19 protein-coding genes and 1 tRNA gene are annotated in these 22,988 nt (G+C 44.6%); 10 read left to right on the top strand and 10 right to left on the bottom strand.

Annotated features, from left to right (window positions below):
* Positions 1 to 13 precede the first annotated feature (13 nt).
* Both ACXAER_RS08730 and yjgA read right to left on the bottom strand, forming a co-directional pair.
* Positions 14 to 442, bottom strand: a complete 429-nt coding sequence (locus tag ACXAER_RS08730) for a hypothetical protein (protein ID WP_474828401.1) — start codon at positions 440 to 442, stop codon at positions 14 to 16.
* Between the two features lie 61 nt (positions 443 to 503).
* Positions 504 to 1,061, bottom strand: a complete 558-nt coding sequence (gene yjgA / locus ACXAER_RS08725; protein ID WP_269917653.1) for a ribosome biogenesis factor YjgA — start codon at positions 1,059 to 1,061, stop codon at positions 504 to 506.
* A gap of 72 nt (positions 1,062 to 1,133) precedes the next feature.
* Here yjgA and pmbA point away from each other — a divergent pair, with 72 nt between their 5' ends.
* A complete protein-coding gene (gene pmbA / locus ACXAER_RS08720) occupies positions 1,134 to 2,465 on the top strand; it encodes a metalloprotease PmbA (protein ID WP_474828398.1) in 1,332 nt (443 codons plus the stop codon).
* Here the strand turns inward: pmbA and ACXAER_RS08715 are convergent.
* Positions 2,462 to 3,316 (bottom strand): AraC family transcriptional regulator, encoded by an 855-nt coding sequence (locus ACXAER_RS08715; RefSeq protein WP_474828396.1) that lies wholly within the window; start codon positions 3,314 to 3,316, stop codon positions 2,462 to 2,464. The two genes, pmbA and ACXAER_RS08715, sit on opposite strands and share 4 nt — an antisense overlap.
* A 104-nt stretch (positions 3,317 to 3,420) precedes the next feature.
* Between ACXAER_RS08715 and ACXAER_RS08710 the strand changes: the two genes are divergently transcribed.
* Positions 3,421 to 6,531: a beta-galactosidase gene (locus ACXAER_RS08710; protein ID WP_474828394.1), complete on the top strand. Its 3,111-nt coding sequence runs from the start codon at positions 3,421 to 3,423 to the stop codon at positions 6,529 to 6,531.
* Between the two features lie 76 nt (positions 6,532 to 6,607).
* On the opposite strand, the gene arcA is transcribed toward ACXAER_RS08710, so the two are convergent.
* From arcA to ACXAER_RS08680, 6 genes are all read right to left on the bottom strand, one after another.
* On the bottom strand, positions 6,608 to 7,315 hold the full coding sequence (arcA, locus tag ACXAER_RS08705; protein WP_131093847.1) for a two-component system response regulator ArcA: 708 nt from the start codon (positions 7,313 to 7,315) through the stop codon (positions 6,608 to 6,610).
* Positions 7,316 to 7,469: 154 nt separating this feature from the next.
* Positions 7,470 to 9,116: a HAMP domain-containing sensor histidine kinase gene (locus ACXAER_RS08700; RefSeq protein WP_474828391.1), complete on the bottom strand. Its 1,647-nt coding sequence runs from the start codon at positions 9,114 to 9,116 to the stop codon at positions 7,470 to 7,472.
* Positions 9,117 to 9,336: 220 nt separating this feature from the next.
* Positions 9,337 to 10,761 carry a glycogen synthase GlgA gene (gene glgA, locus ACXAER_RS08695; RefSeq protein ID WP_474828389.1) on the bottom strand — a complete coding sequence of 475 codons (1,425 nt, stop codon included), beginning with the start codon at positions 10,759 to 10,761 and terminating at the stop codon, positions 9,337 to 9,339.
* A 146-nt stretch (positions 10,762 to 10,907) separates the two neighbouring features.
* Positions 10,908 to 11,990 (bottom strand): methyltransferase, encoded by a 1,083-nt coding sequence (locus tag ACXAER_RS08690; RefSeq protein WP_474828387.1) that lies wholly within the window; start codon positions 11,988 to 11,990, stop codon positions 10,908 to 10,910.
* Positions 11,990 to 12,709, bottom strand: a complete 720-nt coding sequence (gene trmB, locus ACXAER_RS08685; protein WP_474828385.1) for a tRNA (guanosine(46)-N7)-methyltransferase TrmB — start codon at positions 12,707 to 12,709, stop codon at positions 11,990 to 11,992. Before trmB ends, ACXAER_RS08690 begins: the two co-directional genes overlap by 1 nt.
* Before the next feature lie 91 nt (positions 12,710 to 12,800).
* Entirely contained in the window at positions 12,801 to 13,505 is a 705-nt protein-coding gene (locus tag ACXAER_RS08680; protein ID WP_474828383.1) for an alpha/beta fold hydrolase, read from the bottom strand.
* 150 nt (positions 13,506 to 13,655) lie between these two features.
* On the opposite strand from ACXAER_RS08680, the gene mutY reads away from it, so the two are divergent.
* From mutY to ACXAER_RS08660, 4 genes are all read left to right on the top strand, one after another.
* Positions 13,656 to 14,723 (top strand): A/G-specific adenine glycosylase, encoded by a 1,068-nt coding sequence (mutY, locus tag ACXAER_RS08675; protein ID WP_474828381.1) that lies wholly within the window; start codon positions 13,656 to 13,658, stop codon positions 14,721 to 14,723.
* Positions 14,724 to 14,782: 59 nt separating this feature from the next.
* Positions 14,783 to 15,055, top strand: coding sequence for an oxidative damage protection protein (locus ACXAER_RS08670; protein WP_025256893.1), 273 nt, complete (start codon positions 14,783 to 14,785; stop codon positions 15,053 to 15,055).
* A 151-nt stretch (positions 15,056 to 15,206) separates the two neighbouring features.
* Positions 15,207 to 15,282, top strand: a tRNA-Phe gene (locus ACXAER_RS08665).
* Positions 15,283 to 15,558: 276 nt separating this feature from the next.
* Entirely contained in the window at positions 15,559 to 15,738 is a 180-nt protein-coding gene (locus ACXAER_RS08660; protein WP_474828379.1) for a DUF2986 domain-containing protein, read from the top strand.
* Positions 15,739 to 15,979: 241 nt separating this feature from the next.
* Here ACXAER_RS08660 and ACXAER_RS08655 read toward each other — a convergent pair whose 3' ends face one another.
* A complete protein-coding gene (locus ACXAER_RS08655) occupies positions 15,980 to 17,773 on the bottom strand; it encodes a polysaccharide lyase family 7 protein (protein ID WP_474828377.1) in 1,794 nt (597 codons plus the stop codon).
* Positions 17,774 to 18,591: 818 nt separating this feature from the next.
* On the opposite strand from ACXAER_RS08655, the gene ACXAER_RS08650 reads away from it, so the two are divergent.
* The 4 genes from ACXAER_RS08650 to ACXAER_RS08635 are packed head-to-tail and all read left to right on the top strand — an operon-like array spanning position 18,592 to position 22,885.
* Positions 18,592 to 19,752: a methyl-accepting chemotaxis protein gene (locus tag ACXAER_RS08650; RefSeq protein ID WP_474830543.1), complete on the top strand. Its 1,161-nt coding sequence runs from the start codon at positions 18,592 to 18,594 to the stop codon at positions 19,750 to 19,752.
* A 57-nt stretch (positions 19,753 to 19,809) separates the two neighbouring features.
* Positions 19,810 to 20,175, top strand: a complete 366-nt coding sequence (locus tag ACXAER_RS08645) for a response regulator (protein WP_474802668.1) — start codon at positions 19,810 to 19,812, stop codon at positions 20,173 to 20,175.
* A 38-nt stretch (positions 20,176 to 20,213) separates the two neighbouring features.
* The gene (locus ACXAER_RS08640; RefSeq protein WP_474828374.1) at positions 20,214 to 22,385 is read left to right on the top strand and encodes a chemotaxis protein CheW; all 2,172 of its coding nucleotides are present in this window, start codon (positions 20,214 to 20,216) and stop codon (positions 22,383 to 22,385) included.
* The gene (locus tag ACXAER_RS08635; protein WP_474828372.1) at positions 22,382 to 22,885 is read left to right on the top strand and encodes a chemotaxis protein CheW; all 504 of its coding nucleotides are present in this window, start codon (positions 22,382 to 22,384) and stop codon (positions 22,883 to 22,885) included. Before ACXAER_RS08640 ends, ACXAER_RS08635 begins: the two co-directional genes overlap by 4 nt.
* Positions 22,886 to 22,988: the final 103 nt, after the last annotated feature.

The raw sequence follows: 22,988 nt of genomic DNA, 5'->3' as shown, positions 1-22,988 counted from the left end.
GTATAAGTCGCGGCTAACTTTCAAATCCTTTTTTATTCAACCACTCAATAGCATCTTCCTCGTTGGTAAAAATACCTAGCTCAAGGCCTGCATTGTCGTAAATTCTCTGAAATTGCGCTCTTACAATGGGTTGTACTGTAGTGTCACCAATAACTAGCGCACCAAGCGCCATTCCGTTTTGCGCACGCCACTCAACCGAACGTTGAAGTTCTTTTTCGCCGGCTTTCGTTAGAAGGGCTGAACCATGCAAAAAACCTAAAAATGCCCAGTGATTCCCACCAAAGCTGTTAATTACATCCATCATATCCCGCGCATAGCGTTCAATGGCTGAGTCATCGGCAATACCTTCAGCCGACACGCCAACAATGTTACCAAGTACAGCAATTTGATACTGACCGTACTTGCTTTTCAGTGTTGCGCTAGGGTTGGAAAATATTTTCACACTATTCCCCTTTGGCTAGTGAACGAAACTGTGGTGTTGAGATTACTTTAATTGCAGACCGTTAATCCTCATGAATAACGTCTTTCAAATACTGAAATAACTCTCTGAACGCTTTGGGCGGCGCATTTTTTTCACGCTCTTTCTTAATTTGGCGGTGGAATTGACGCAACTTTTGGCGGTCAAGTTCTGGGTGCGCTTCAATCAACTTCTGAATGGCGGGGTCGCCCTGTTCAATTACTGCTTCTCTGGCTTTCTCTAGCGCATGAAAAGCCGCGTTGGCAGCTTGGTGCTGGTGGGTAAGTTTTGCAAGAGCTTCTTCTATATCGGCAGTATCGCGATTACGCAGTGCTTTACCAATAAACTGAAGCTGGCGTCGATAGCCATCTTTTTTCTTGTTAACTTTACGGGCAATAGCAACCGCATCGGCCAGCTCTTCATCCATTGGAATCGTCGCTATGTGAGCATCGGTCAGGTTAACCAAGGTTTCACCTAGCTTGTGAAGCTCTTTTGCTTGACGCTTTAGCTCAGTTTTACTGACAAACTCTTCCTCTTCGAACTCATCTGCTTGCGCATCTTCGAAGTAAGGATCTTCAGGAGAATTGTATTTCTGATCACTCATTTCAAACTCATTAGTGTTACACTTTAGCTAAATTGTAACTATCACAGTCGAATTAAGACAGCGAAACTTACTATGCAAATTGAGCAGCAGTTAGCCGACATTCAAAATGTCGTAGATGATGTACTAAAATTAGCCGTTTCAAAAGGCGCAACACAAGCCGAAGCCAGCATGTCTAAAGTGCAGGGCATCGCCGTGTCTTCACGTATGCAAGAAGTTGAAAACGTTGAATTTACCAACGACGGTGGCTTAGGTATCAGTGTATACGTAGGCAAGCGAAAAGGCAGTGCTTCTACTGCTGATCTAAGTAAAGCAGCACTAACTTTAGCGGTAGAAAAAGCCGTCGATATTGCACGCTATACGAGTGAAGATCCTTGTACAGGTTTGGCCGATGCTGACCTTATCGCCACTGAATTCCCTGATTTAGACCTGTATCATCCTGAAGAGTTAGATACTGAAAAGGCCATTAAAACTGCTATTGAAGCCGAAACGGCGGCAATGGATTACGACTCGCGCATTACAAATTCAGATGGCGCGTCGTATAACGCAAATCTAGGTATGCGCGTTTACGGCAACACGCACGGAATTAACGCCGGTTATCCAAGCAGCCGTTATTCACTAAGCTGTATGGTGATTGGGGCACAAGATGACGACATGCAGCGCGATTACGCTTACACAGTAAGTCGTAAAGCCTCTTTGCTGCAATCAGCAAGTGCAGTGGGTATTGATGCCGCTAAAGCTACTGTAGACCGTTTAGGTGCTCGTAAAATCAACACGGCTAACGTGCCTGTACTTCTACACCGTGATATTGCATCTAGCTTATTTGGTCACTATGTCGGTGCTATCAGCGGTGGCAGTCTTTATCGTCGCTCTAGTTTCTTACTTGATAGCCTTGGCAAACAAGTTTTCCCTGAGTGGCTTAATATTGAAGAGCGCCCGTTTATTAAAGGCGGCTTGGCAAGTTCTAGCTTCGACAACGAAGGTGTAGCCTGTTCAGATATGACAATAGTCGATGGCGGTAAATTAGCCACATACCTTTACACTACGTACTCCTCGCGTAAGCTTAATACCCGCTCGAATGGCCACGCTGGTGGTATTCATAATTGGCTAGTAGGCGATACAGGGCATAGCGATACTGAGCTTCTAAAAGAAATGGGCACAGGACTTTTTGTGACCGAGCTTATGGGGCAGGGCGTAAATGGTGTAACCGGTGATTACTCGCGAGGCGCTGCGGGCTACTGGGTAGAAAATGGTATCATCCAATATCCTGTCCACGAAGTAACCATTGCCGGTAACCTAAGAGATATGTTCAAAGGTATTGTGGCAATTGGCGCTGAAAAAGATGTGCGCGGCAGTGTACAGACTGGCTCTGTGCTTATCGACCAAATGAAGATAGCGGGCAGCTAGCTCGCGTTTTCTCGAAACGCTGAAGGAGAGAGACCTGTCGATTTCTTAAAGCGTTTTGAGAACGTAAATACATTTGTGTAGCCAACATAGCTTGCAATGTAGGAAACGGGCCACTGCGTGCTTAACAATAAGCTTTTGGCCCGTGCCATCCGCAAATGAATAACGTGCTGTTTTGGGCTTCGCCCAAACACTTGTAAGCACAACCTATGAAGGTGAGGGGCAGAGTAATGGGCCTTTTCACTTAAGCTTTTCATATCCCAGTCAAACTGTAGCTGTTTATCAACCACTGAAAACAGCGCATGTACCCGGCTTATTTGGCGCCGCTCCTTTTCGTCACTGGCATGCTTTTTACCTAATGGAGCATCTGCTATGCGGCACAGGTAACGAGAAACAAACTGCATGGCAGCGCGACGGTTATCAAGGTCGCGTTCCAAGTACACAAGTTCCATGGCGTGATGCAGTCCTTCTAGCATGGCGTTATCTACAACTAGGGCATCGCTTTTTCTAAATGACTTCCAGCGCTCAACATTAGCTAAATTTACCCAAATTATGTCCCACTGCTCGCTGATAATGGAAACTTCAAAGCTTTGTCCAGCAGGTAAAATAATAAGCTGCCCTTCATTTAGCTGCAGTTCGCCTGATGGAACGCGAAACTTTCCTTGCCCCTTTATGCTGTAGAACAAGGTATGGTTAGGCGGAGAAACTCGCCCCACTATATAGTTCCCTGATAAGTTAGAGCATCCTGCTAGTTCAATGCCTAGGTTGCTAATTTCTGGCGCGTTACTACTATCTATAAAGCGTTCGAAGCAGTTGGGGCCAATATCTACAATGTCTCTGAAGCTAGGTTGCATAAATGTAAAATGATAGTTTTGGATAAATATATGTAAGTTTAGAGCATAAAGGATCTGTAGAAAGTTAGCTATATTTCGCTTAACGAAAAAGTAAAGGATATGACATGCTTAATGTTTCCCAAGTAGTCGCTCAAAAAGACTGGCAAAACCCAGTTGTGTTTCAAAGAAAGCGCATCAGTGCCCACAGTCCACATTGCGGATACAAAACGCTAGAAGATGCACTGCACAGTACCAATGCGCAGAAGCGCAGTTTAAATGGTCAATGGGATTTTCGTTTGTTTGATGCCCCAGAAAGCGTACCTGAAAGCCTACTTTCTCAAACGTTAAGTAGTGATGAATTTGAAAACTGGCAGCCTATTGTCGTGCCGTCCAACTGGCAGCTACAGGGTTACGACAAACCTATTTATTGTAACGTTAAATATCCGTTTGCAGTAAATCCTCCTGTAGTGCCTAGCGATAACCCAACGGGTTGCTATCGTACTACGTTCAACGTTACCAAGGATGAACTAAAGCAGCGTAACCACATTGTGTTTGAAGGCGTAAATAGCGCCTGTCACCTTTGGTGTAACGGCGAGTATGTAGGTTATTCTCAAGACAGTCGCTTGCCTGCTGAATTCGATTTATCCTGCCTCTTAGTAGAGGGTGAAAACCGCTTGGCTGTTATGGTGATCAGATGGTCTGACGGCAGCTATTTAGAAGATCAGGATATGTGGTGGCTCAGCGGCATCTTTCGCGACGTTAATTTGGTCACCAAGCCTCAGCATCACCTTCAAGATGTGTTCGTTACACCAAAGCTTGATGCGTGTTACCGCGACGCTACGGTTTCAGTTCGTACAGCCATCAATGCGCCATCTACCTTTAAAGTGGGTATCCAGCTTTTTGATGGCGATAACGCTGTCACCGAGCAAGTTATTACCGGTACCAACAATAAGCGTATTGATGAAAAGGGCGGTTGGGATGATGTGGTTTTCCAAACATTAGATGTGAAAGAGCCCAAACACTGGACTGCTGAAACCCCTAATTTGTATCGCATCGTAGTTTCCCTTATTGATGAGAGCGGTGAAACGGTAGACCGTGAAGCCTACAATGTTGGCTTTCGAAATATTGAAATGAGAAACGGCCAGCTATTGGTTAATGGCAAAGCTGTGCTTATTCGCGGGGTAAACCGACATGAGCATCATCAGGAAAAAGGCCATGCCATCAATGAAGATGACATGCTTGAAGACATTAAGCTATTAAAACAAAACAACTTTAATGCCGTGCGTACTGCACATTATCCCAATCACCCTCGATGGTATGAGCTTTGCGATGAATATGGGCTCTATGTGGTCGATGAAGCGAATATCGAAACCCACGGCATGTTTCCCATGGGTAGGTTGTCTCGCGACCCGCTTTGGGCAGGCGCTTACATGGCCCGCTTCACCCAAATGGTTGAGCGGGACAAAAATCACCCTTGTATTATCATCTGGTCGCTAGGTAACGAATGTGGTCATGGTCCTACCCATGACGCCATGTATGGCTGGGCAAAGTCATTTGATCCATCACGACCTGTGCAATACGAAGGTGGCGGCTCTGATACTACGGCTACCGACATTATCGCGCCTATGTATGCACGGGTAGATACGGATGTAAAAGACGATGCTGTACCTAAATGGGCTATCAAGAAGTGGCTGTCGATGCCAGGTGAAAACCGCCCTGTTATTCTATGTGAGTATGCTCACGCAATGGGTAACAGTTTGGGAAGTTTTGATGAATATTGGAAGGCATTTAAAGACTATCCACGTCTTCAGGGCGGCTTTATCTGGGACTGGGTTGACCAAGGGTTAATTAAGTACACCGATAGTGGTGAAGCTTACTGGGCTTATGGTGGAGACTTTGGTGATACCGATAACGACAGGCAGTTCTGTATTAACGGATTGCTGTTCCCAGACAGAACACCACACCCCCATTTGTTTGAAGCTAAATATTGTCAGCAGCACTTAAGCTTTTCACTGACCGAGAAAGACAGTGCGTTTGAACTAACAGTAAACAGCGATTACCTATTTAGACATACAGATAATGAGTTGTTGTGTTGGCAAGTACTAGAAGATGGAAAACCCATTGCAAATGCAAAGGGCGAGTGCGAAATCAATATAGGTCCGCAGCAAGCACAGACCCTAACGCTATCTCCTGAAATCACGTTTAAATCAGGCGCCGAGTATCATTTAAATATTGATGTTGTAACTGTGAATGATTGCCCATGGGCTAATGCAGGGCATGTTATGGACACTGCACAGTTAGCACTGACAAACATGTGCGGTATGGCCCCGTTTTCTTTTAATGAACAAGACGACAAAAGTGAGCTCGTTGTTGAGGCCCAAGATGGGATGCTGCTGGTAAATGTCCAAAACAACGTATTTAGCTTTAATAGTGAAAGCGGGCTATTAACCTCTTGGCTTCAAGGTACAGAGGAGGCACTTAGCGCACCGCTAGAGGACAATTTCTTTAGAGCACCGCTAGATAATGATATTGGGGTAAGTGAAGTCGATAATCCAGACCCTAATGCGTGGGAGTCCCGCTGGCGTCGTGCAGGCATAGGTGAGTGGTTACGCACTTGCTCTGGCGTAAACGTCGAGCAGGGCGCTCAAGACGTGCGAATAACGTCGTTATTTGAATATTACTATGATCAAAAGCTGATGGCTTCAACCAAGTGGATTTATACCGTAAATGCACAAGCTGAGCTTTCAGTAGAAGTAGAGGTGTTATTGGATGATGGCTTACCGCCGATGCCGCGTATTGGTATGCAAATGGCAGTGCCTGTGACCCAAGAGCACATGCAAGTTAATTGGAAAGGGCTAGGACCGTTTGAGAATTACCCAGACAGAAAAGCAGCGGCACGCTATGGCCACTACACTTTGTCTGTAGAAGGAATGCAAACGCGCTATATTTTCCCTACGGATAATGGCTTGCGCAGTAACTGCAAAGAACTAGCTATCGGCGAATTAAATGCCAGCGGGCGGTTCCATTTCAGCGTAAGTGAATATGGGCAAGCACAGCTGGACAGAGCAAAGCATACCTATGATTTAGTACCTCAAGACTGTGTGTTTGTTTACATTGACCATGCGCATATGGGCGTTGGTGGAGATGACTCGTGGAGCCCGAGCACGCACAAAGCCTTCTTACTGGAAGAGAAGTATTACCGTTACGCAGTATGCTTTAAGACTACTGTTGGCTAGCCAGATATTCACGCACAAAAAAGCCGCTACATGGTAGCGGCTTTTCTATTAACTTAATATTTGTTCAGGTAGAGGTTTAGCCGTCAACCTGACCGCAGAAACGGTAACCTTCACCGTGGATAGTTACAATCAACTCTTCATCTGTGGGATCTGACTCGAAGTGCTTACGAATACGACGAATAGTTACGTCAACCGTACGGTCATTTGGTCGAAGCTCGCGACCTGTCATTTCCATAATTAGCTGTTCACGGGTAAGGATTTTACCTGGGTTGCTTAGGAAAAGGTGAAGCGCACGGAATTCACTACGAGGTAGACGGAATTCTTTACCGCTAGGAGAAATCAAAGAGCGGCTGTCGCCGTCAAGAGTCCAGCCGTTGAAGCTTACACGGCTTGGTAAATCGTCATCTTCTGAAGAGTTTGTTGTACGAGACAGTAGGTTGCGCGCGCGAATCGTTAGTTCACGAGGGTTGAACGGCTTAGTCAGATAATCGTCTGCGCCAATTTCAAGACCTAGGATGCGATCAACATCGTTATCGCGACCCGTTAGGAAGATAAGGCCTACGTTTTTACGATCACGTACTTCACGTGCCAAAATCAGGCCGTTTTTGCCTGGTAGGTTTATGTCCATGATAACCAAATTGATAGCGTGATTCTCGAAGAAATCATGCATTTGATCACCATTTTCGGCTTCAAATACATTATACCCTTCCGCTTCAAATAGACTCTTAAGCGTGGTACGGGTTACCACCTCATCTTCAACAATTAACACATTTGGCGTCTGCATGGTGTTTTACACTCTTTCTAAAATACGATTTAAGCAACTAACTGGTTAAATTTTAATATCCATGTACTTGATTGCAAGCAACTTGTGAATATTCTTACTGCTAAGGTATTGGGATTAGCCAATAAAAATCAAGAAAAGTTCAGCCTTTATACAACTATTCTGATGTTTTCGCATTAACAACGGGGAAGATAATTACAAATTCCACTCCGTTACCTTCCTCGCTAGTAATCGATATCGAACCATTGAGGGCTTGCGTAACTAAGTTGTACACCAAGTGCATTCCCAACCCTGACCCCCCTTGTCCACGCTTCGTGGTGACAAAGGGGTCAAAAATCCGCTTGCGGATTTCAGGAGAAATGCCCTTTCCGTTATCGGTATAAACAAGCTTGAGCTTGTCGCTGCTAATCAACTCAGCACGAATATCAATGGTTCCTTCATCCACGGATTCGAACCCATGAATAACTGAATTCATGATTAAATTAATCAAAATTTGATTTATAGGGCCAGCCTTCGTTTCAACGCTAAGGGTAGGGTCGCAATTTACGTTGATTTTGTGTTTTAATTTTTTTAATCGAGGCTGCAATGATAACAGTATCTCATTAACTAGCTGTACAACGCAAAAACTTCTACTAGATTCTGAGGTTTGATCTACGGCAACCTGCTTAAAACTACTAATAAGCTCAGCAGCTCTGTTTAAATTGCGGTAAATAATATTGAGGTTTTCGTTACTTTCATCCAAGAAGCGCTTCATGACACTGGCTTTCAGTGTTTTATTTTCAAAGTCTTTCTGAATAACTGCTAGTCTGTCTAGCATCATGGTCGATGCAGTAACACCTAGGCCTATTGGCGTATTAACTTCATGTGCGACACCGGCAACCATGTCACCGAGGGAAGCCATTTTCTCATTTTGTACAATTTGACGCTGGAATTGATGTAGCTTTTCTAGCGTTTGAATAAGCTCTTGGTTCGCGTCTTTAAGCGCGGTTGTTCGATGGCTGACCATATCTTCAAGGCTGGCATTAAGCTTTCTGTGTTGCTCCTCTGCTTGCCTTTGTTTTTGCATGTATTCTTGCATGCGCAGCAGCATCACGTTGACCGCATCAGCTAATATGTCGAGTTCTTTAATGTTAGAACCACGAGCGCGAGCTGAATAATCACGCTGACGCGACGTACGCTGTAAAAAGTTGGCTATGCTTTCAACTGGGCCAGTTACGACGCGCTGCATTTTAAGTGCCGAGTAAAAGCTTATTGCCAACAGCGCCAAGGCTATCGCTAAATTTAGCCAAATTGATTTCCCAACCAGTTGGTTGAAGTTTTCCGATGAAACCCTTAGATACACCCACCCCAGCTGGATATTAGTTTCGGGGTCAAATACTTTTGCACTCAGTTCAAGGTAATGCCCGTTATCTGCCAGTAGTGGATTCATAACCATTGAAGCTAGCTGATTTTCCTTACCACCTAGTAAAAGCTGACCCTCTTTATTGTACGAAGCAAAAATTTCTGGCTGCAGTGTATTGTTTTGCGCTTTGTAAACGTGAGCATTTAGTACTTGCTCTGCTGCCGCAAGGTTATTTAATGCGGCTTCAATACGTTCAGGGGTTTCATCATAAAGATAAGAAGATGAGCTTCTTGCCACCAATTTGGCGAGCATAATCGCGTTAGATTCAAGCTCATGTCGATAAGTTTTTATTTGCGTATAAACGGCAAGACCTGATAGCACTGCAAGAGAAAAGGTAGCAATAGACATCACAACCCATAGAAAAAGGCTTCTTATTGAAAGCTTAACTGCTCTGTCCGTCATACTTGCCCAGCGCAATGTCCATTCACTTCGTCCGTTTTTTAATAGTGGCGCAAAAATGGCTAAAAAGAAAGGTGTTTATAAACAATAATTAATGTGAAATGTTTCGGTGCTATAACACTCTTCAGCTAACGTTTTTGCACGTTTCTTGCGCTACTAGCTATGATGAATAATAAGGGCAAAAAAGCTGTAGACATACAAAAAAATACAACAGAACTAACGGCTAGTTTACCGCAGATAAATATAACTGCTGGTAGCTTTCAGCGGCCGTTTCCCATGTAAAGCGAGTTCGCATTCCCCGTTGCTGCATCGCTCTGAACTTTCCGGCATCTTCGTAGAACGCCAGCAGAGCTCGACGAATACAAGATAGCAGTGCGTGTGGCGTAGGATCATCAAACACAAAACCCGTACCTTCACTATCGTTGCTATAGTCGATGACCGTGTCTTTAAGGCCTCCTACCGAACGTACGATAGGGATAGTGCCGTAGGCTAAGCTGTACATTTGATTTAATCCGCATGGCTCAAATTGCGAAGGCATAAGAAAAAAGTCGGCGCCCGCTTCTACAAGGTGTGCATGCTCTGAACTAAACCCGTTAATAAATGCAAATTTGTCAGGATGTTGTTGGGCAAATTCACCTAGGTCCATACATACTTCAGGGTCGCCCGTGCCCACAATGACTATTTGCACGTTGTGCTTAATTAAATCGTCTAAGATTGGCAATATGTATCCGAATCCTTTTTGTTCTGTTAGCCGGCACACCATTCCAATAAGCGGTACGTTGCCATTGTCAGGTAATCCTGACTTCTCTTGTAATGTTCGTTTACATGCAGTCTTCGGATGAAGATTCTCCACATTGTAGTTCTCTGGAAGAAATGTATCTGTCTCGGGGTTCCACTGAGTGTAGTCACATCCATTTAGAATACCGCTCAAGTCGGCTTGACGATTTACAAGCCGCTCGTGTAGGCCGTGACTGCCCAAGTCTGTGAGTAACTCGCTTGCATAGTTAGGGCTTACGGTTGTCACTTTCGTAGCAAACTCAATCCCACTCTGAAGCATATTGATGTAACCGCCGTGCACTTGCGCCAAAATGTTTGGATGATGGCGAAGAAAGGGGATGGCTTCTAGTTTGTGTACGCCCTGGAATGCGGCATTGTGTATAGTAAATATTGTTTTTGTGCTATCGAAATACCCAGATTTGTCATGAGTAAGTAAAAACGGAAGCATGGCCGTATGCCAATCGTGACAATGTATTATATCCGGCTTCTTATCCATCGCTTTTAGCGTCTGAAGGACGGAACCACTGAAAAAGCTAAAACGCTCACCATTATCTTCATATGCTTCAAAGGCGTCGGCGTATAACCCTTCACGCATGAAGTAGTCAGGCGCGTCTACAAAGTAAATTGCAATGCCGTGCCATTGCATAAAGCGAATATCGAAATGGTACACTTGCCCTTCAGTAAAGAGGGTTTGTTGCTCGATGACTGTGGGTAGATTCAATTGCTCTGCCAGTACTTGATAATACGGCATTATGATAGTGATGTTTTCGCCTAAACTATGTAGTGCGAGAGGAAGCGCTTTGCCAACGTCAGCAAGTCCGCCTGTTTTAACAAACTCTTCAACTTCTGAAATAGCAAATACAATATTCACAGTTAATCCCCCAGAACGCACACGTAGTGCATTCGTCATTCTTAAATAGAGTATATGGAAAGCGCTGAGTGCCATTGTGAGGTATTCACAATGGCATAAGCAACAGATAGAAAAGCTAAGTTAGCACAAGCTAATGGCTTTTTTAATTACAAAGCTACCTGATAGACAGAAAATTGCGATGTTTGTGCTGTGGTATAAACCGTTTGGAAGTGCTCTGCGAGCAAACCTGGGTATGGCAAGAATCGGTTTGCCACCATTTGCATACTGCCACCACGGCTCAAGGTTGCCTTTGCATCTGAGATAAATCGCTTCGTAATGGTGTAGTCGGTTTTAATACCGGTGTGAAATGGAGGGTTGGTGACAATATGCTGTACTTTTTGAGTAAAACCGTGCAAACCATCAGCAGCGTAAAGTGTTGCTGATAATCCATTTTCTGCCAAGGTTAGGGCGCTACAATAGATAGCAAGGGCGCTCACGTCGGTAAGGTGCAGCTTTAAATGCGGGTATTTCATCATGATGTAGCTACCAATAACGCCGGCGCCACACGCAAAATCTAAAACTTCACCGCTCAGTGAGGTCGAAAGTTTTTCTAGCAGTAACTCTGTCCCTGCATCCAGTTCTTTATAACTAAAAACGCCAGGCATAGAGGCAACTTGCCATTCGGTACCTTCAACTTGGTAGGTATTCATGTCAAGCCAAGCATCGGGCTCAAAGGCAAGATGGGGCTCTTCTACCATAACGGTGATAAGGCTGCAGTGGCGCGCCGAATCAACTTTTTGCGTAGGGCCATATTGTTGCATTAACTTAGCGGCACTTTTAATGCCGCCTTTGTTTTCACCAACCACATGAATACGACCATGTTGGCCAACCATACTTGCGGCCATTCGCAGTAACATCTGAAAATGAGTTTTTGCTTTAGGTAAGAAAATCATCACGTCAGAGTGGGATTTTTCTAAAGCCAAGAAAGGCGCAAAAATATGGGTATGATTGCCAACCTTTTGCGTCACCTCAAAGCCAGTGTGCGTAATGTCTCTGCTGTCGAACGATACAGAGGGTATCACGCGCACGCACTCTGAAAAAATATCGAAAAACTGGTGAATTACCGTGACGTCCTGCGATTTAAGGCCATCCAGAAAATACGCGTCAGAAGGATTGATAAATGCCCACTGACCTTCGTCGAAAAGCGCGATATTTCGTTCCAACAATTGGCTTTGAGGAGATAGAATCATTACTTAGTACGCTCGAAAATTAGATCCCACACACCGTGGCCTAGTTTTTGACCGCGAGTTTCAAACTTGGTGATCGGACGGTAGTCCGGACGGGGTACGTAGTCGCCATCGGTTGCGGTGTTGGTGTATCCGTCGGCGTTGGTCATGACCTCTAGCATATGCTCAGCATACTGTTCCCAGTCGGTCGCCATATGAAAGCAACCGCCAATAGCCAATTTAGTGCGAACTAATTCAACAAATTCAGGCTGTACGATACGGCGCTTATGGTGACGCTTTTTGTGCCACGGGTCTGGGAAAAACAACTGCAGGCGAGACAATGAACCATCTGGGATCATATTCTTAAGCACTTCAACGGCGTCATGTTCCATTACACGCAAGTTCTCAACGCCTTGCTCATTGGCGTCAGCTAAGCATGCGCCAACACCAGGGCGATGCACTTCAATGCCGATAAAATCTTTCTCTGGCGCGTTTGCCGCCATCTCAACTAAAGACTTACCCATGCCAAAGCCAATTTCTACAACCACATCTGCGTCTCGGCCAAACACCTCTGGTAAAGACAAGGGTGCATTAATATAGTCTATGCCTTTGGTTGGCCAGTGATCTGCTAGTGCTTTTTCTTGTGCTTTAGTAAGTCTACCTTCGCGCTTTACGAAGCTTTTTACCTTGCTTACATATACTCCAGCGGCTTCTGCTTCCGCCTGACTTTTGAATTGCCTCATTTGCAATGCCTTTCTAACCCAATTTTCTGGTGGCGCATTATCCACTTACCCACGGCTTATGCAACGCTGTAGTGGTAAAAATGCTGTAATTTTATACGCCAATTTGTTTAGCAATAATAGACGCTACAGTGTCAGGTTGCTCAAGTATCAACATATGCCCCGCATCGCTAACAGTGTGGAAGGTTGCTTTGGATAACGAACCTTTGAGCTGCTGGATTGCTTCTGACGGTGCAATTGCGTCTTGTTGAGCGGTAATAAAGGTTACAGGTGCGCTGATCTTCGCCAGTGATTTTACGGTACTCTCTCGTGGCGTTGTGGCGAGTGTGTGATTAAGTAGCGTGGTTTTACCTAAATCTTGCGCCATCGATTTTACAATGCCAGCCACGTTTTCATCGTTCAAACGTGTGGGGTGAATAAATCGCGAGAGGTAGGCATCATTGTCGGGTTTGAAGTTTCCTTGCTTCAGCATGGTAGTCAGCTGCTTACGCTTGGCAATCTCTTCTTTTGATAGTCCTTGTGGGTTGTAGCCTATCAGCGTAACAGAGGCAACATTGGCAGGATTGCGCTGTGCGACCAACGCTGCAATAAACCCGCCCATGGAGTAACCTACAAGGTGCACTTTTTCGTCATCGAGGATACGGTCTTCACTTAATGCCAGCATTTCTTCTTGTGATGCTGCCCATTGAAGCGGCACATACCTGCGCTGTGAAATATTCAACAAGCGCCATAGTGGCAGGAATACACGTTCGTCGCAGAGTGTACCGGGAAAAAACAAAACAGGGTGCTGCACAGACACGTGTGCTCCTTAACATTAAACTAGCTAGTTACATGCTACCATAGCGCGCCAGTTAATGAATGGTCGCTTACTAGAAAGCATTACGCTTTTTGTGTGGCTAAGCTTTATTAGTAAAAGAATAAGCAGTAGCAATTACTTTTTTAGATAATTATGACAGAACAACAATATACAGGAAGCTTCGCAGAGCGAGTGCTTGCATGGTTTGACAAGCACGGGCGAAAGCATTTGCCTTGGCAGCAAGACGTAACGCCTTATAAAGTATGGGTGTCGGAAATTATGCTCCAGCAAACCCAAGTAACTACGGTAATTCCTTATTTTGAACGTTTTATGGCGTCTTTCCCCACGGTTCATGACTTAGCTAAGGCATCCCAAGACGATGTGCTTCATCATTGGACGGGGTTAGGCTACTACGCGAGAGCTAGGAATCTCCATAAAGCTGCGAATATGTTGGTAGACAAATACAACGGCGAGTTTCCCTATTCTCTTGAAGAAGTCATGGATTTGCCCGGTATAGGGCGCTCTACTGCTGGGGCGATACTTTCCCTATCTCGCAATATGCGCTTTGCTATATTAGATGGCAACGTGAAGCGTGTGCTGGCGCGTTACTATGCGATAAGCGGGTGGCCGGGGCAGAAAAAAGTGGAAAACCAACTGTGGGAGGTGGCAGAAACAAATACGCCGACTAACCCAGAAGGCGGACGTTGTGCCAACTATACGCAGGTGATGATGGACTTGGGCGCGATGATCTGTACGCGAAGCAAGCCAAAGTGTGATGAATGCCCGCTTCAAGCCGACTGTATTGCCTACGCCCAAGGCGCGCAAGCCGACTACCCGGGTAAGAAGCCGAAAAAAACGCTACCGGAAAAATCCACCTACATGATGGTGGCACAGTTTAACAGCCAAGTGTATTTAGAGCAGCGTCCCTCAACAGGGCTGTGGGGCGGTTTGTATGGTTTTATCGAGGTATCTTCAATAGAAGAGGGAATTGAGCAGCTTAACAAACGGGGAATCAGTGTTGAAGATACGCGAGAGCTTGAAGGTTTCCGCCATACCTTTAGTCATTTTCATTTAGATATCACCCCGGTAGTGGCCGTGGTAAACTCTGCTCCAACAAAGCGCGTAGCCGAAACGGCATATCGCTGGTTTTCGTTGAACGAGCCTATTGAAGTTGGTTTAGCGGCGCCTACAACCAAGATTATTCAGCAGTTAGTACGTTAGGCCTTCTAAGCCCAACGTAATATTTATTGTTAAGCAGATAGCATACGAAAGGAAATAACATGGCAAGAACGGTATTTTGTCGCAAGCTTCAAAAAGAAGCTGACGGCTTAGATTTCCAACTTTACCCGGGCGAACTGGGTAAGCGTATTTTCGACAACATTTCTAAAGAAGCATGGGCTGAATGGCAAAAAAAGCAAACCATGCTAATTAACGAACACAAGTTGAATATGATGGAGCCGAATGCCCGTTCATTTTTGGAAGAAAAAATGTCGGCGTACTTGTTTGACGACGTTGAGCCTACGATTGAAGGCTATGTTCCGCCTGAAAAATAAGCAAAAAAGCGTTTTTTGAGCAAACAATGTGCAAACAGTAATAAAAGCGCAAAAAAAGCGAGAAAAACGGTTGACTTGTGAAGGCGAAAACCGTTTAATACGCACCCACAGCAGGACAGGCAGTAAACGCCTAGAACGCTAACAAGTTTCAGCCTCGATAGCTCAGTTGGTAGAGCAGCGGATTGAAAATCCGCGTGTCCCTGGTTCGATCCCGGGTCGAGGCACCATCATTTAAGCCCTTGCAGAAATGCGAGGGCTTTTTTGATCCAGGCGTTGGAAATACCAGGCACACGCTATCGTGCCCCTGCGGCTGCGCCGCGCGTTACAATCCCGGGTCGAGGCACCATTATTCAGAGAGCCCTTGCAGAAATGCGAGGGCTTTTTTGATTCCAAACCACTTTCCTTTATTTTGAAATTTGTGCTCGCGAAAACGCATATGGCAGCTTTACCGCTTCGCATCGTATAATGCGAACAATATGCGATACTGATTAAGAGAACAGAGCATGAACCGTCGTAAGAAAATCTTCACTAAGCTTAAGAAAAAAGATAAGAAAGCGAAGGCTAAACTTCACAAAAGCAATAAGCCAGCATACATCTCTAAAGCGGAACGGGCAAAGCTTGCAGAACAAGAGCACGATGAATTGTCTGTGACCGAAAAAAGTACCAAGCCAGTCGACATATAATATTGCCGTCAAATATGTTGATGAAGTCACACAGCTAAAACAATGGGACTGTTTTTTGTGTCCAGCAGAGGTGAATAATTTCAAATACGTATGTCAAAGCGAAACGCCGTTATCCATTTTGGAATGCTATCCGGGTAACACGAAGTAGCGCGCTATTGAGTCTTGCGCCATTTTGAATTGCAAAAAAGAGAGAAAGAAAATAGCCAGCTTGTAGTTAAGCTGGCTATGCTTTTTGGGTTATCTAGTCATGCGTTACATCAAGCGCATAGAAGGTCGCTTGAACATAATCATCGCCATCACCCGTATTGTTTTGATTGTAAACACCTGCTTTAAAGTACATGTAGTCATCGGCAACATCGTAGCCGCTGTTGTTCATGTCCACTTCTTCAATTAGCGTAGGTTTACCTTCGCGCAATATTTTAACCGTTAGGGTATTACCCGTTACGTCTATCTCGTAACTGAACACTTCATTAAGTGCAATGCCGTCGCTAGGCTCACTTGCTGAGCTAGAACGCGAACCAATCATTTCATACCATTGCTCGGCATTGCCATTACCCGGTTCATGGGCAAAGTAAATCGAGCCTTTGTCGTGCCCGGGTAGTTTTCTGTAGTAAAGGCGCACAGGTTCATCTGTATCAGCATGTATCTGCCCTATAATTACACGGCCTACTTGCCCGCTATCACCTGTAGTGGTTACGTGATTAACTGCAACGGTAGCCTTCATGTTCCCATCAACACCGCCCGCTGCATTTTGCGCAGAAGAGGGGGCAGAACTAAATACCCAATTGTTTTTATTAACGCCTTGCGTATCGATAGATGTGTCACCGGCCCGTAGCATCTCCCGTAGCTCAGAACGAGTATAGCTAGTGTTAGTTGATGTTTTATACCCATCTATTTCGCTTCTAAACGTCATGCCCCCATCGTTAGCTGTATAAAAGAAACGATCATCTTCAAAGCCTGCGTTAAGTTCGTCTTCTTTAATTGAATCTGCTTTTCCATTACCGTCATCGTCAGTCTGAATACTTAAATACCAACGAGACAAATCGAAATTGGTTGACGGTGGTGCACTTGGATCTAGTGACGGATTCGAAGTTGGCGGCGTAACAGAGCCGCCCTCATAGACTTCAACTTCTGTGATATTTGTCCAAGTTGAATTTGCAGTGTTAGAAAATGTTTTAATGCGAATTTGTTGAGCTGCAATATCATCAATATCGAACACTTCGATATTTGACGTAGAGCCGCTACTCACATCATCAAATACTTTCGTCCACGAGCCGCTTGTGCCTGGGCGTGCGTATATTTCAAACGTGTATGCCTGCGTATCGCCTCGACCCCAAGCTATACCAACTTCTGATACCGTTGTAGTTTCGTTAAGCTGAACGGTTAAATTTACTGGCGAGCCGCTACCTGCCCAACGTGATGAAAAGTCGGTATTACCATCAATAACATTGGTCGCAGGATAACTACCATGGCCGCTACCATCGTCAAAAGCGGTATTAATTGAAACAGAGCTTCCAGTATTGCCCGTAGACGGTGAATCTGCGTCTGTTCGAGTTAGTTCCCATTGCTGGTTAACGTTACTGTTATTAGAAGACCAAAGGTATAATGGTTGACGTCGTGTGGCGCCATTTCCCCCGTCTATCGAATAGCCAGAGGCGTTGCGCTTCTGAAAGCGATAAATTTCTGTACCGCTGATCACCTTTATTTTTTCCCAATGCTGATCGTAATTCGATGCATCACAAGGTTCTAAAGTTATAGCTTGGCCGTTAGAGCCACCGCTACCACCGTCCCAGCAAAGGTTTGTATCTTGTTTTTTATATGAGTAATAGCCATCACCATGACTAATTTGTACCCACTGCTGGTTAACATTGTTGAGATTCGTGTTCCATAAGTAGGGCTGTTGGCCAACAACAGCACCACCGTTTCCATCTATAGAGAACGCAGTGTTATTTTTTTCCATTACAAAGGTTGCTGCATGTGCATTAGTAGCGGCAATAGCTAGCAATGCACACGGTAGGGTGTAGGCAACTTTCATTATTAAGTCCTTACTTAATTATTAAAGGGTATAACCAATTTAATGATGATTTGTGTAAAATTGGTTAACACAATGTAAAGGAGTATTTGCGATAGATCAAAACAACAATGATATTTATTTTTATATCCCGTATAAATAAATGAAAATATTGACTATTTTAATCTTGCTATATTTCTATCAAAAATTATTGGTATTACCAATTTGAATTTAGTTCTATCTATTGAGCTGCGGAAGGGCATACGAAAGGGTACTTAATATAGCAAGTGGTGCACTTGTTGATTTTTAATATAAGTAATTTCATGCACTTAATCGTCGAGGTTTGATTTAACGCATTTCTCGACTTTAAGAGGGAGTTAAATCGTTACGTTTACCTGACTCGATGACATTGAATAGAGGTAACAATATGTCTTCACCTAGACTATTGCTCGGTGTCAAGCACTTGTCGCATAGTGGAGCGAAGCCAAATACTCTGAAAACAAGTCTGATAAGAACTAGTTTACGCTTTTTAGGCGCAGTTAAAGCCAAAGAGCGCTTTTTTTATAAAAAACTTATGCATGTTCTTGCCTACTTTTCAAAATGGGTACTACGCTTATCTCATGTGTGCAAAGCCAGTTAAGCATAACGTTGTTACCCACCTTGGCTAACAACGTTATGTTGCCTTTGCGCTAGGCTTATGTCTATTGGCGCTCATAGAGTGTGCCCAGCGCTTTGTAATTCGTGAACCAAGTAACGTGCTTAAATATGAAAGATGACTGTTGGAGTTAAGTAGCAGTGTTTTTTCAAGGAGAGTTTTTTTGTCATTTAATAACTTACCTTCAATGCAGCAAGGGGCTTTAAAGAGCATATATGTACTTTGTGTAGTAGGCATAGCTGCTTCTTGGGCTTTGTTCTTTTTTGTGTCTGCGCTCACAGCGCTTGCGGTACTGACAGGCGTAGTTGTCTTTAGTGCTTTCATTTATAGCAAAAGTGCGGAGGAAGTTGACGAGGTCTATCCAAATAATGATCCTCAAGCGCAAAGCGAACAAGCGGGTAGTGCTGATATCAAAAAAGCGAGCGACGAGCTTGCTCTGTCTTTAAGCACATGCGACAGCAATTTATCGTCCATCAAGTCTACCCAAGATGACGCTGTTGAAACCTTATCCAATGCTTTTAGTAGTTTAAAAGCGCTTGTTGCACAACAAATTCAGTGTATCGATGCGTTATTGAGCGTCGATAGTGCGCAATCACAATCATATTCAGAACGCATGCGTACGTTTGCACAAGAAACCGATGGAACCCTGACCCAATTTATCGATTCAACCGAGCAAATGTCCTCGTCAACAAAGCACCTTATGGAACAAGTGCAAACCATTCAACAGGCGATGCCAACGGTTATTGACGCACTTAGCGGCATTGATGATATTGCCGCGCAAACCAACTTGTTGGCACTAAATGCTGCGATAGAAGCGGCAAGGGCAGGCGAAGCTGGTCGAGGGTTTGCGGTGGTGGCTGATGAAGTGCGCGCATTATCAACGCGATCTACACAATTTAGTGACGTTATAAAAACCCAAGTTGAGAATATCCGTAGTTTGGTAGACAAACTCACTGACACTGCAGAATTTGTAGCCTCGCAAGATATATCTCAGGTTGTTAATGCTAAATCACATATAAGTGATCAACTGGCCGAAATCATTAGAAAAGCAGAAGCAGACCTTGTTACTACTAAACAAATTGAAGATATAGGCTCACAGCTTGATGAGTCTATAAACGCTGCTATCCGAGGTATGCAGTTTGGCGATATCAATGGCCAGCATATCCAATATACCCAAGACATGATTACGTTCATTTTAGAACAGTTGGCAACGTTAGATCCCCACAATATTGAGCGTTTCGTCAGCGAATTAAGCGAGTACCAAAGAGGGCTCGCACAAAAAGGTAAAAATGACCACAACCCAGTGTCTGCCACCTCTATGGACGCTGGAGAAGTTGAATTGTTCTAAGCTAAGAAAGGAACAGGAAGCACTGTCAGTAATGACATATTTTGGAGAAGTGAGCACATGAGCAAACATATTTTAGTTGTCGACGATTCGGTGTCGATTCGTCAAATGGTAGAGATGACACTAAAGGGCGCCGGATATACCGTCACTACAGCCCAAGACGGTCAAGAAGCGCTGGATAAATGTAAGGGGCAGCAATTTAACTTTGTACTCACTGATCAAAACATGCCTCGTATGGATGGCCTTACGCTTATTAAAAACTTGCGTGGGTTAGGGGCCTACAGCAGAACCCCAATTGTCATGCTTACCACAGAAGCGGGCGACGATATGAAAGCAAAAGGTAAAGCTGCGGGAGCAACCGGTTGGATGGTAAAGCCTTTTGATCCAAACAAACTTCTTGATGTGACTAGACGCGTCTTAGGTTAGTCCCTTTTACTAATTCCTTAAGTCTGGAAGGATTCAGAATGAGCATCGATATTGAACAGTTCCATAGCGTATTTTTCGACGAGAGCGACGAGCATCTCGACGATATGGAACAGCTATTGATGAGCTTGGACGTCGAGTCTCCCGATCCTGAAGAACTCAATAGTATTTTTCGCGCAGCCCATTCCATCAAGGGCGGTAGCGGTATTTTCGGTTTTGATGCGTTGATGAACTTAACGCATGTGATGGAAAATTTACTCGACAAAGCCCGCAATAATGAACTCACTGTAACGGCTGACATTGTCAACGTGCTTTTAGAAACCCTCGACGTTTTAAAAGACACCTTAAACGCCTATCGTGATGAAACTGAAATTCCACAAGAAGGCATTGATGAGCGCATAAAAATACTCAACGCTGTTATTGACGGGCAACCCACTGATGCCGAAACAGATGGTAACAATGGGTCAACTGAAGTAAGCGTGAACGCGCAAATCGAAAGTGAACACGATGACAGCTTTGGCTTCTTTGATGACGAGCCTTCTGAGTCTAGTTCAGCTACTGACGACGGTTTTGGCTTTTTCGATGATGAGCCTATTCAAAATTTATCTAGCGAAAGCAGCGAAGAAAACGATGATGGCTTTGGATTTTTTGATGACGTATCTGATAGCCAAGACCTTCAAGACGGCGGAACTACCCATTCGTCACCTCAAGCTGAAGAAGGCTTTGGGTTCTTCGACGACGAAGATACCCAAAGTAATCTCGTCGAATCTAAAACGGAAAAATCAGAAGCAGCAACAGCTGAAAGTGGTAACAAAGAGGAAAGCCAAGGCTTCGGCTTTTTCGAAGACGTACCTTCGGCTCGCCACATAAATACCGCAGCAAACACAACTAACAACGGGCAAAGTCAAAGCGCCAGTACTTCAAAAAGTTCAGCAACAGCCTCTAGAGCACCGCAAGCTGAGGCTGGCTCTACGCCTGCAACTGCTAAAAAGAAAACTAAACCTTCTACGAAAAAAAGCTCTGCTCGAGAGTCGGCTTCAATTCGAGTAGATACCACAAAAATTGACGCCATGGTTAACTTGGTGGGCGAACTGGTAATCACCCAGTCAATGCTTTCCATGATAGGCCAAGATGTTGATGGGCAAATTGGCGAGCGGCTACAGCTTGCTATTGATGAGTTACAGCGCAACACCCGAGAAATACAAGAGTCGGTCATGTCTATGCGCATGCTTCCGCTAACGGCAACTTTCAATCGCTTCCCCCGTTTAGTGAGAGACCTAGCAGGAAAGTTGGGTAAACAGGTTGAATTGGTACTTCAAGGTGGCAGTACGGAAATAGATAAAAGCCTAATTGAAAAGATTGTCGACCCGCTTACTCACTTAGTGCGCAATAGCATTGATCATGGCATCGAAATGCCAGAAAAGCGTGCGGCTGCCGGCAAGCCGGAAAAGGGCACGGTTATCTTAAGTGCCGAGCAAAAGGGCGGTAGTATTATCATCAGTATTATTGACGATGGTGGTGGCCTTCATCGCGATAAAATTCTTGATAAAGCGCGTAGTAACGGGCTTGCCGTATCTGATGATATGCCAGACTCAGAAGTATGGCAGTTGATATTCCAGCCTGGGTTTTCAACCGCTGAAGCCATTACTGATGTATCGGGCAGAGGGGTAGGTATGGATGTGGTGCGCCGCAATATCGAATCAATTGGCGGACGTATCGATATTGAATCGAGCGCTGGTGAAGGCTCAGCTTTCTTCATTCACTTACCGCTTACGCTAGCTATTGTCGATGGCATGTGTGTGTCGGTGGGTAAGCAAATCTTTGTTGTTCCTCTTTTAAACATTATCGAATCTTTCCAACCCACAAAGCAGCAGCTTAAAACCTTGGGTAACGACACCGTACTTTACATTCGAGACCAATATTGGCCTTTAGTGCCTCTTTACGACTTTATGGAAGTAGAAGGCGCCGCACTTTCTCCAACAGAGGGCATTGTGGTGTTACTTGAAAGCAGTAAAAAGCGCTTTGGTATTTTAGTTGATGCGCTAGTGGGCCAGCAGCAGGTGGTAATTAAAAGTTTAGAGGAACACTACCGTAAAGTGGCTGGAATAGCGGGGGCAACCATTATGGGGGACGGTAAAGTCGCACTTATTATCGATGCAGACTCCATTGCTACAACCTACACCTCCAGTCAAATAGAGGAGTTACTTTCATGAGTGAAACGGCCTTGCATCAAGCGGTTACTGGTGGACAAGACAAAGAATACTTAAGTTTCGTGCTTGGCGATGAGCATTACGCCTTGGACATAACAACAGTGAAGGAAATCAGAGGGTACGAACAAGTTACTAAAATTGCGAATGCGCCTGCTTTTATCAAAGGGGTAATTAATTTGCGTGGTGACATAGTTCCTATCGTGGATTTGCGTATCAAGTTTAGCGTAGGCGAGGCCACATATAACGACTTCACAATAGTGATAATGCTAAACATTCAAGAACGTATTGTTGGCATCGTGGTAGATGGTGTATCCGATGTTATTCGCTTGTCTGAAGAGCAAGTACTTCCGCCACCAGAGTTTGGCGTAGCTTTTGATAGTAGGTATCTACACGGCTTAGCCGATGTAGATGAAAACATGGTCATTCTGGTGAACATAGAGAGCTTAATAACCAGCGAAGAGCTGGGTTTAGTTGCACCTGAAAGCGTTAACGACGACGCGTAGTTACAAGGTCCTTCACTAAACGGAAACACCTGACATTGGGAAATATTAGTTATGGGCGTATTTAATTTTCTTAACGGCGAAGAGTTGAAGGTAGCGAAACACG

This window comes from Alteromonas sp. AWJ4_199, from assembly GCF_056159165.1.
The sequence above is the reverse complement of the archived record's forward strand: the minus strand, read 5'-3'. Positions and strand labels throughout refer to the sequence as shown.

Coding starts and splice junctions, on each gene's coding strand:
- yjgA (WP_269917653.1), bottom strand. CDS start 1,061: ATGAGTGATCAGAAATACAATTCTCCTGAAGATCCTTACTTCGAAGAT.
- pmbA (WP_474828398.1), top strand. CDS start 1,134: ATGCAAATTGAGCAGCAGTTAGCCGACATTCAAAATGTCGTAGATGAT.
- ACXAER_RS08715 (WP_474828396.1), bottom strand. CDS start 3,316: ATGCAACCTAGCTTCAGAGACATTGTAGATATTGGCCCCAACTGCTTC.
- ACXAER_RS08710 (WP_474828394.1), top strand. CDS start 3,421: ATGCTTAATGTTTCCCAAGTAGTCGCTCAAAAAGACTGGCAAAACCCA.
- arcA (WP_131093847.1), bottom strand. CDS start 7,315: ATGCAGACGCCAAATGTGTTAATTGTTGAAGATGAGGTGGTAACCCGT.
- ACXAER_RS08700 (WP_474828391.1), bottom strand. CDS start 9,116: ATGACGGACAGAGCAGTTAAGCTTTCAATAAGAAGCCTTTTTCTATGG.
- ACXAER_RS08690 (WP_474828387.1), bottom strand. CDS start 11,990: ATGATTCTATCTCCTCAAAGCCAATTGTTGGAACGAAATATCGCGCTT.
- trmB (WP_474828385.1), bottom strand. CDS start 12,709: ATGAGGCAATTCAAAAGTCAGGCGGAAGCAGAAGCCGCTGGAGTATAT.
- mutY (WP_474828381.1), top strand. CDS start 13,656: ATGACAGAACAACAATATACAGGAAGCTTCGCAGAGCGAGTGCTTGCA.
- ACXAER_RS08670 (WP_025256893.1), top strand. CDS start 14,783: ATGGCAAGAACGGTATTTTGTCGCAAGCTTCAAAAAGAAGCTGACGGC.
- ACXAER_RS08660 (WP_474828379.1), top strand. CDS start 15,559: ATGAACCGTCGTAAGAAAATCTTCACTAAGCTTAAGAAAAAAGATAAG.
- ACXAER_RS08655 (WP_474828377.1), bottom strand. CDS start 17,773: ATGAAAGTTGCCTACACCCTACCGTGTGCATTGCTAGCTATTGCCGCT.
- ACXAER_RS08650 (WP_474830543.1), top strand. CDS start 18,592: ATGCAGCAAGGGGCTTTAAAGAGCATATATGTACTTTGTGTAGTAGGC.
- ACXAER_RS08645 (WP_474802668.1), top strand. CDS start 19,810: ATGAGCAAACATATTTTAGTTGTCGACGATTCGGTGTCGATTCGTCAA.
- ACXAER_RS08640 (WP_474828374.1), top strand. CDS start 20,214: ATGAGCATCGATATTGAACAGTTCCATAGCGTATTTTTCGACGAGAGC.
- ACXAER_RS08635 (WP_474828372.1), top strand. CDS start 22,382: ATGAGTGAAACGGCCTTGCATCAAGCGGTTACTGGTGGACAAGACAAA.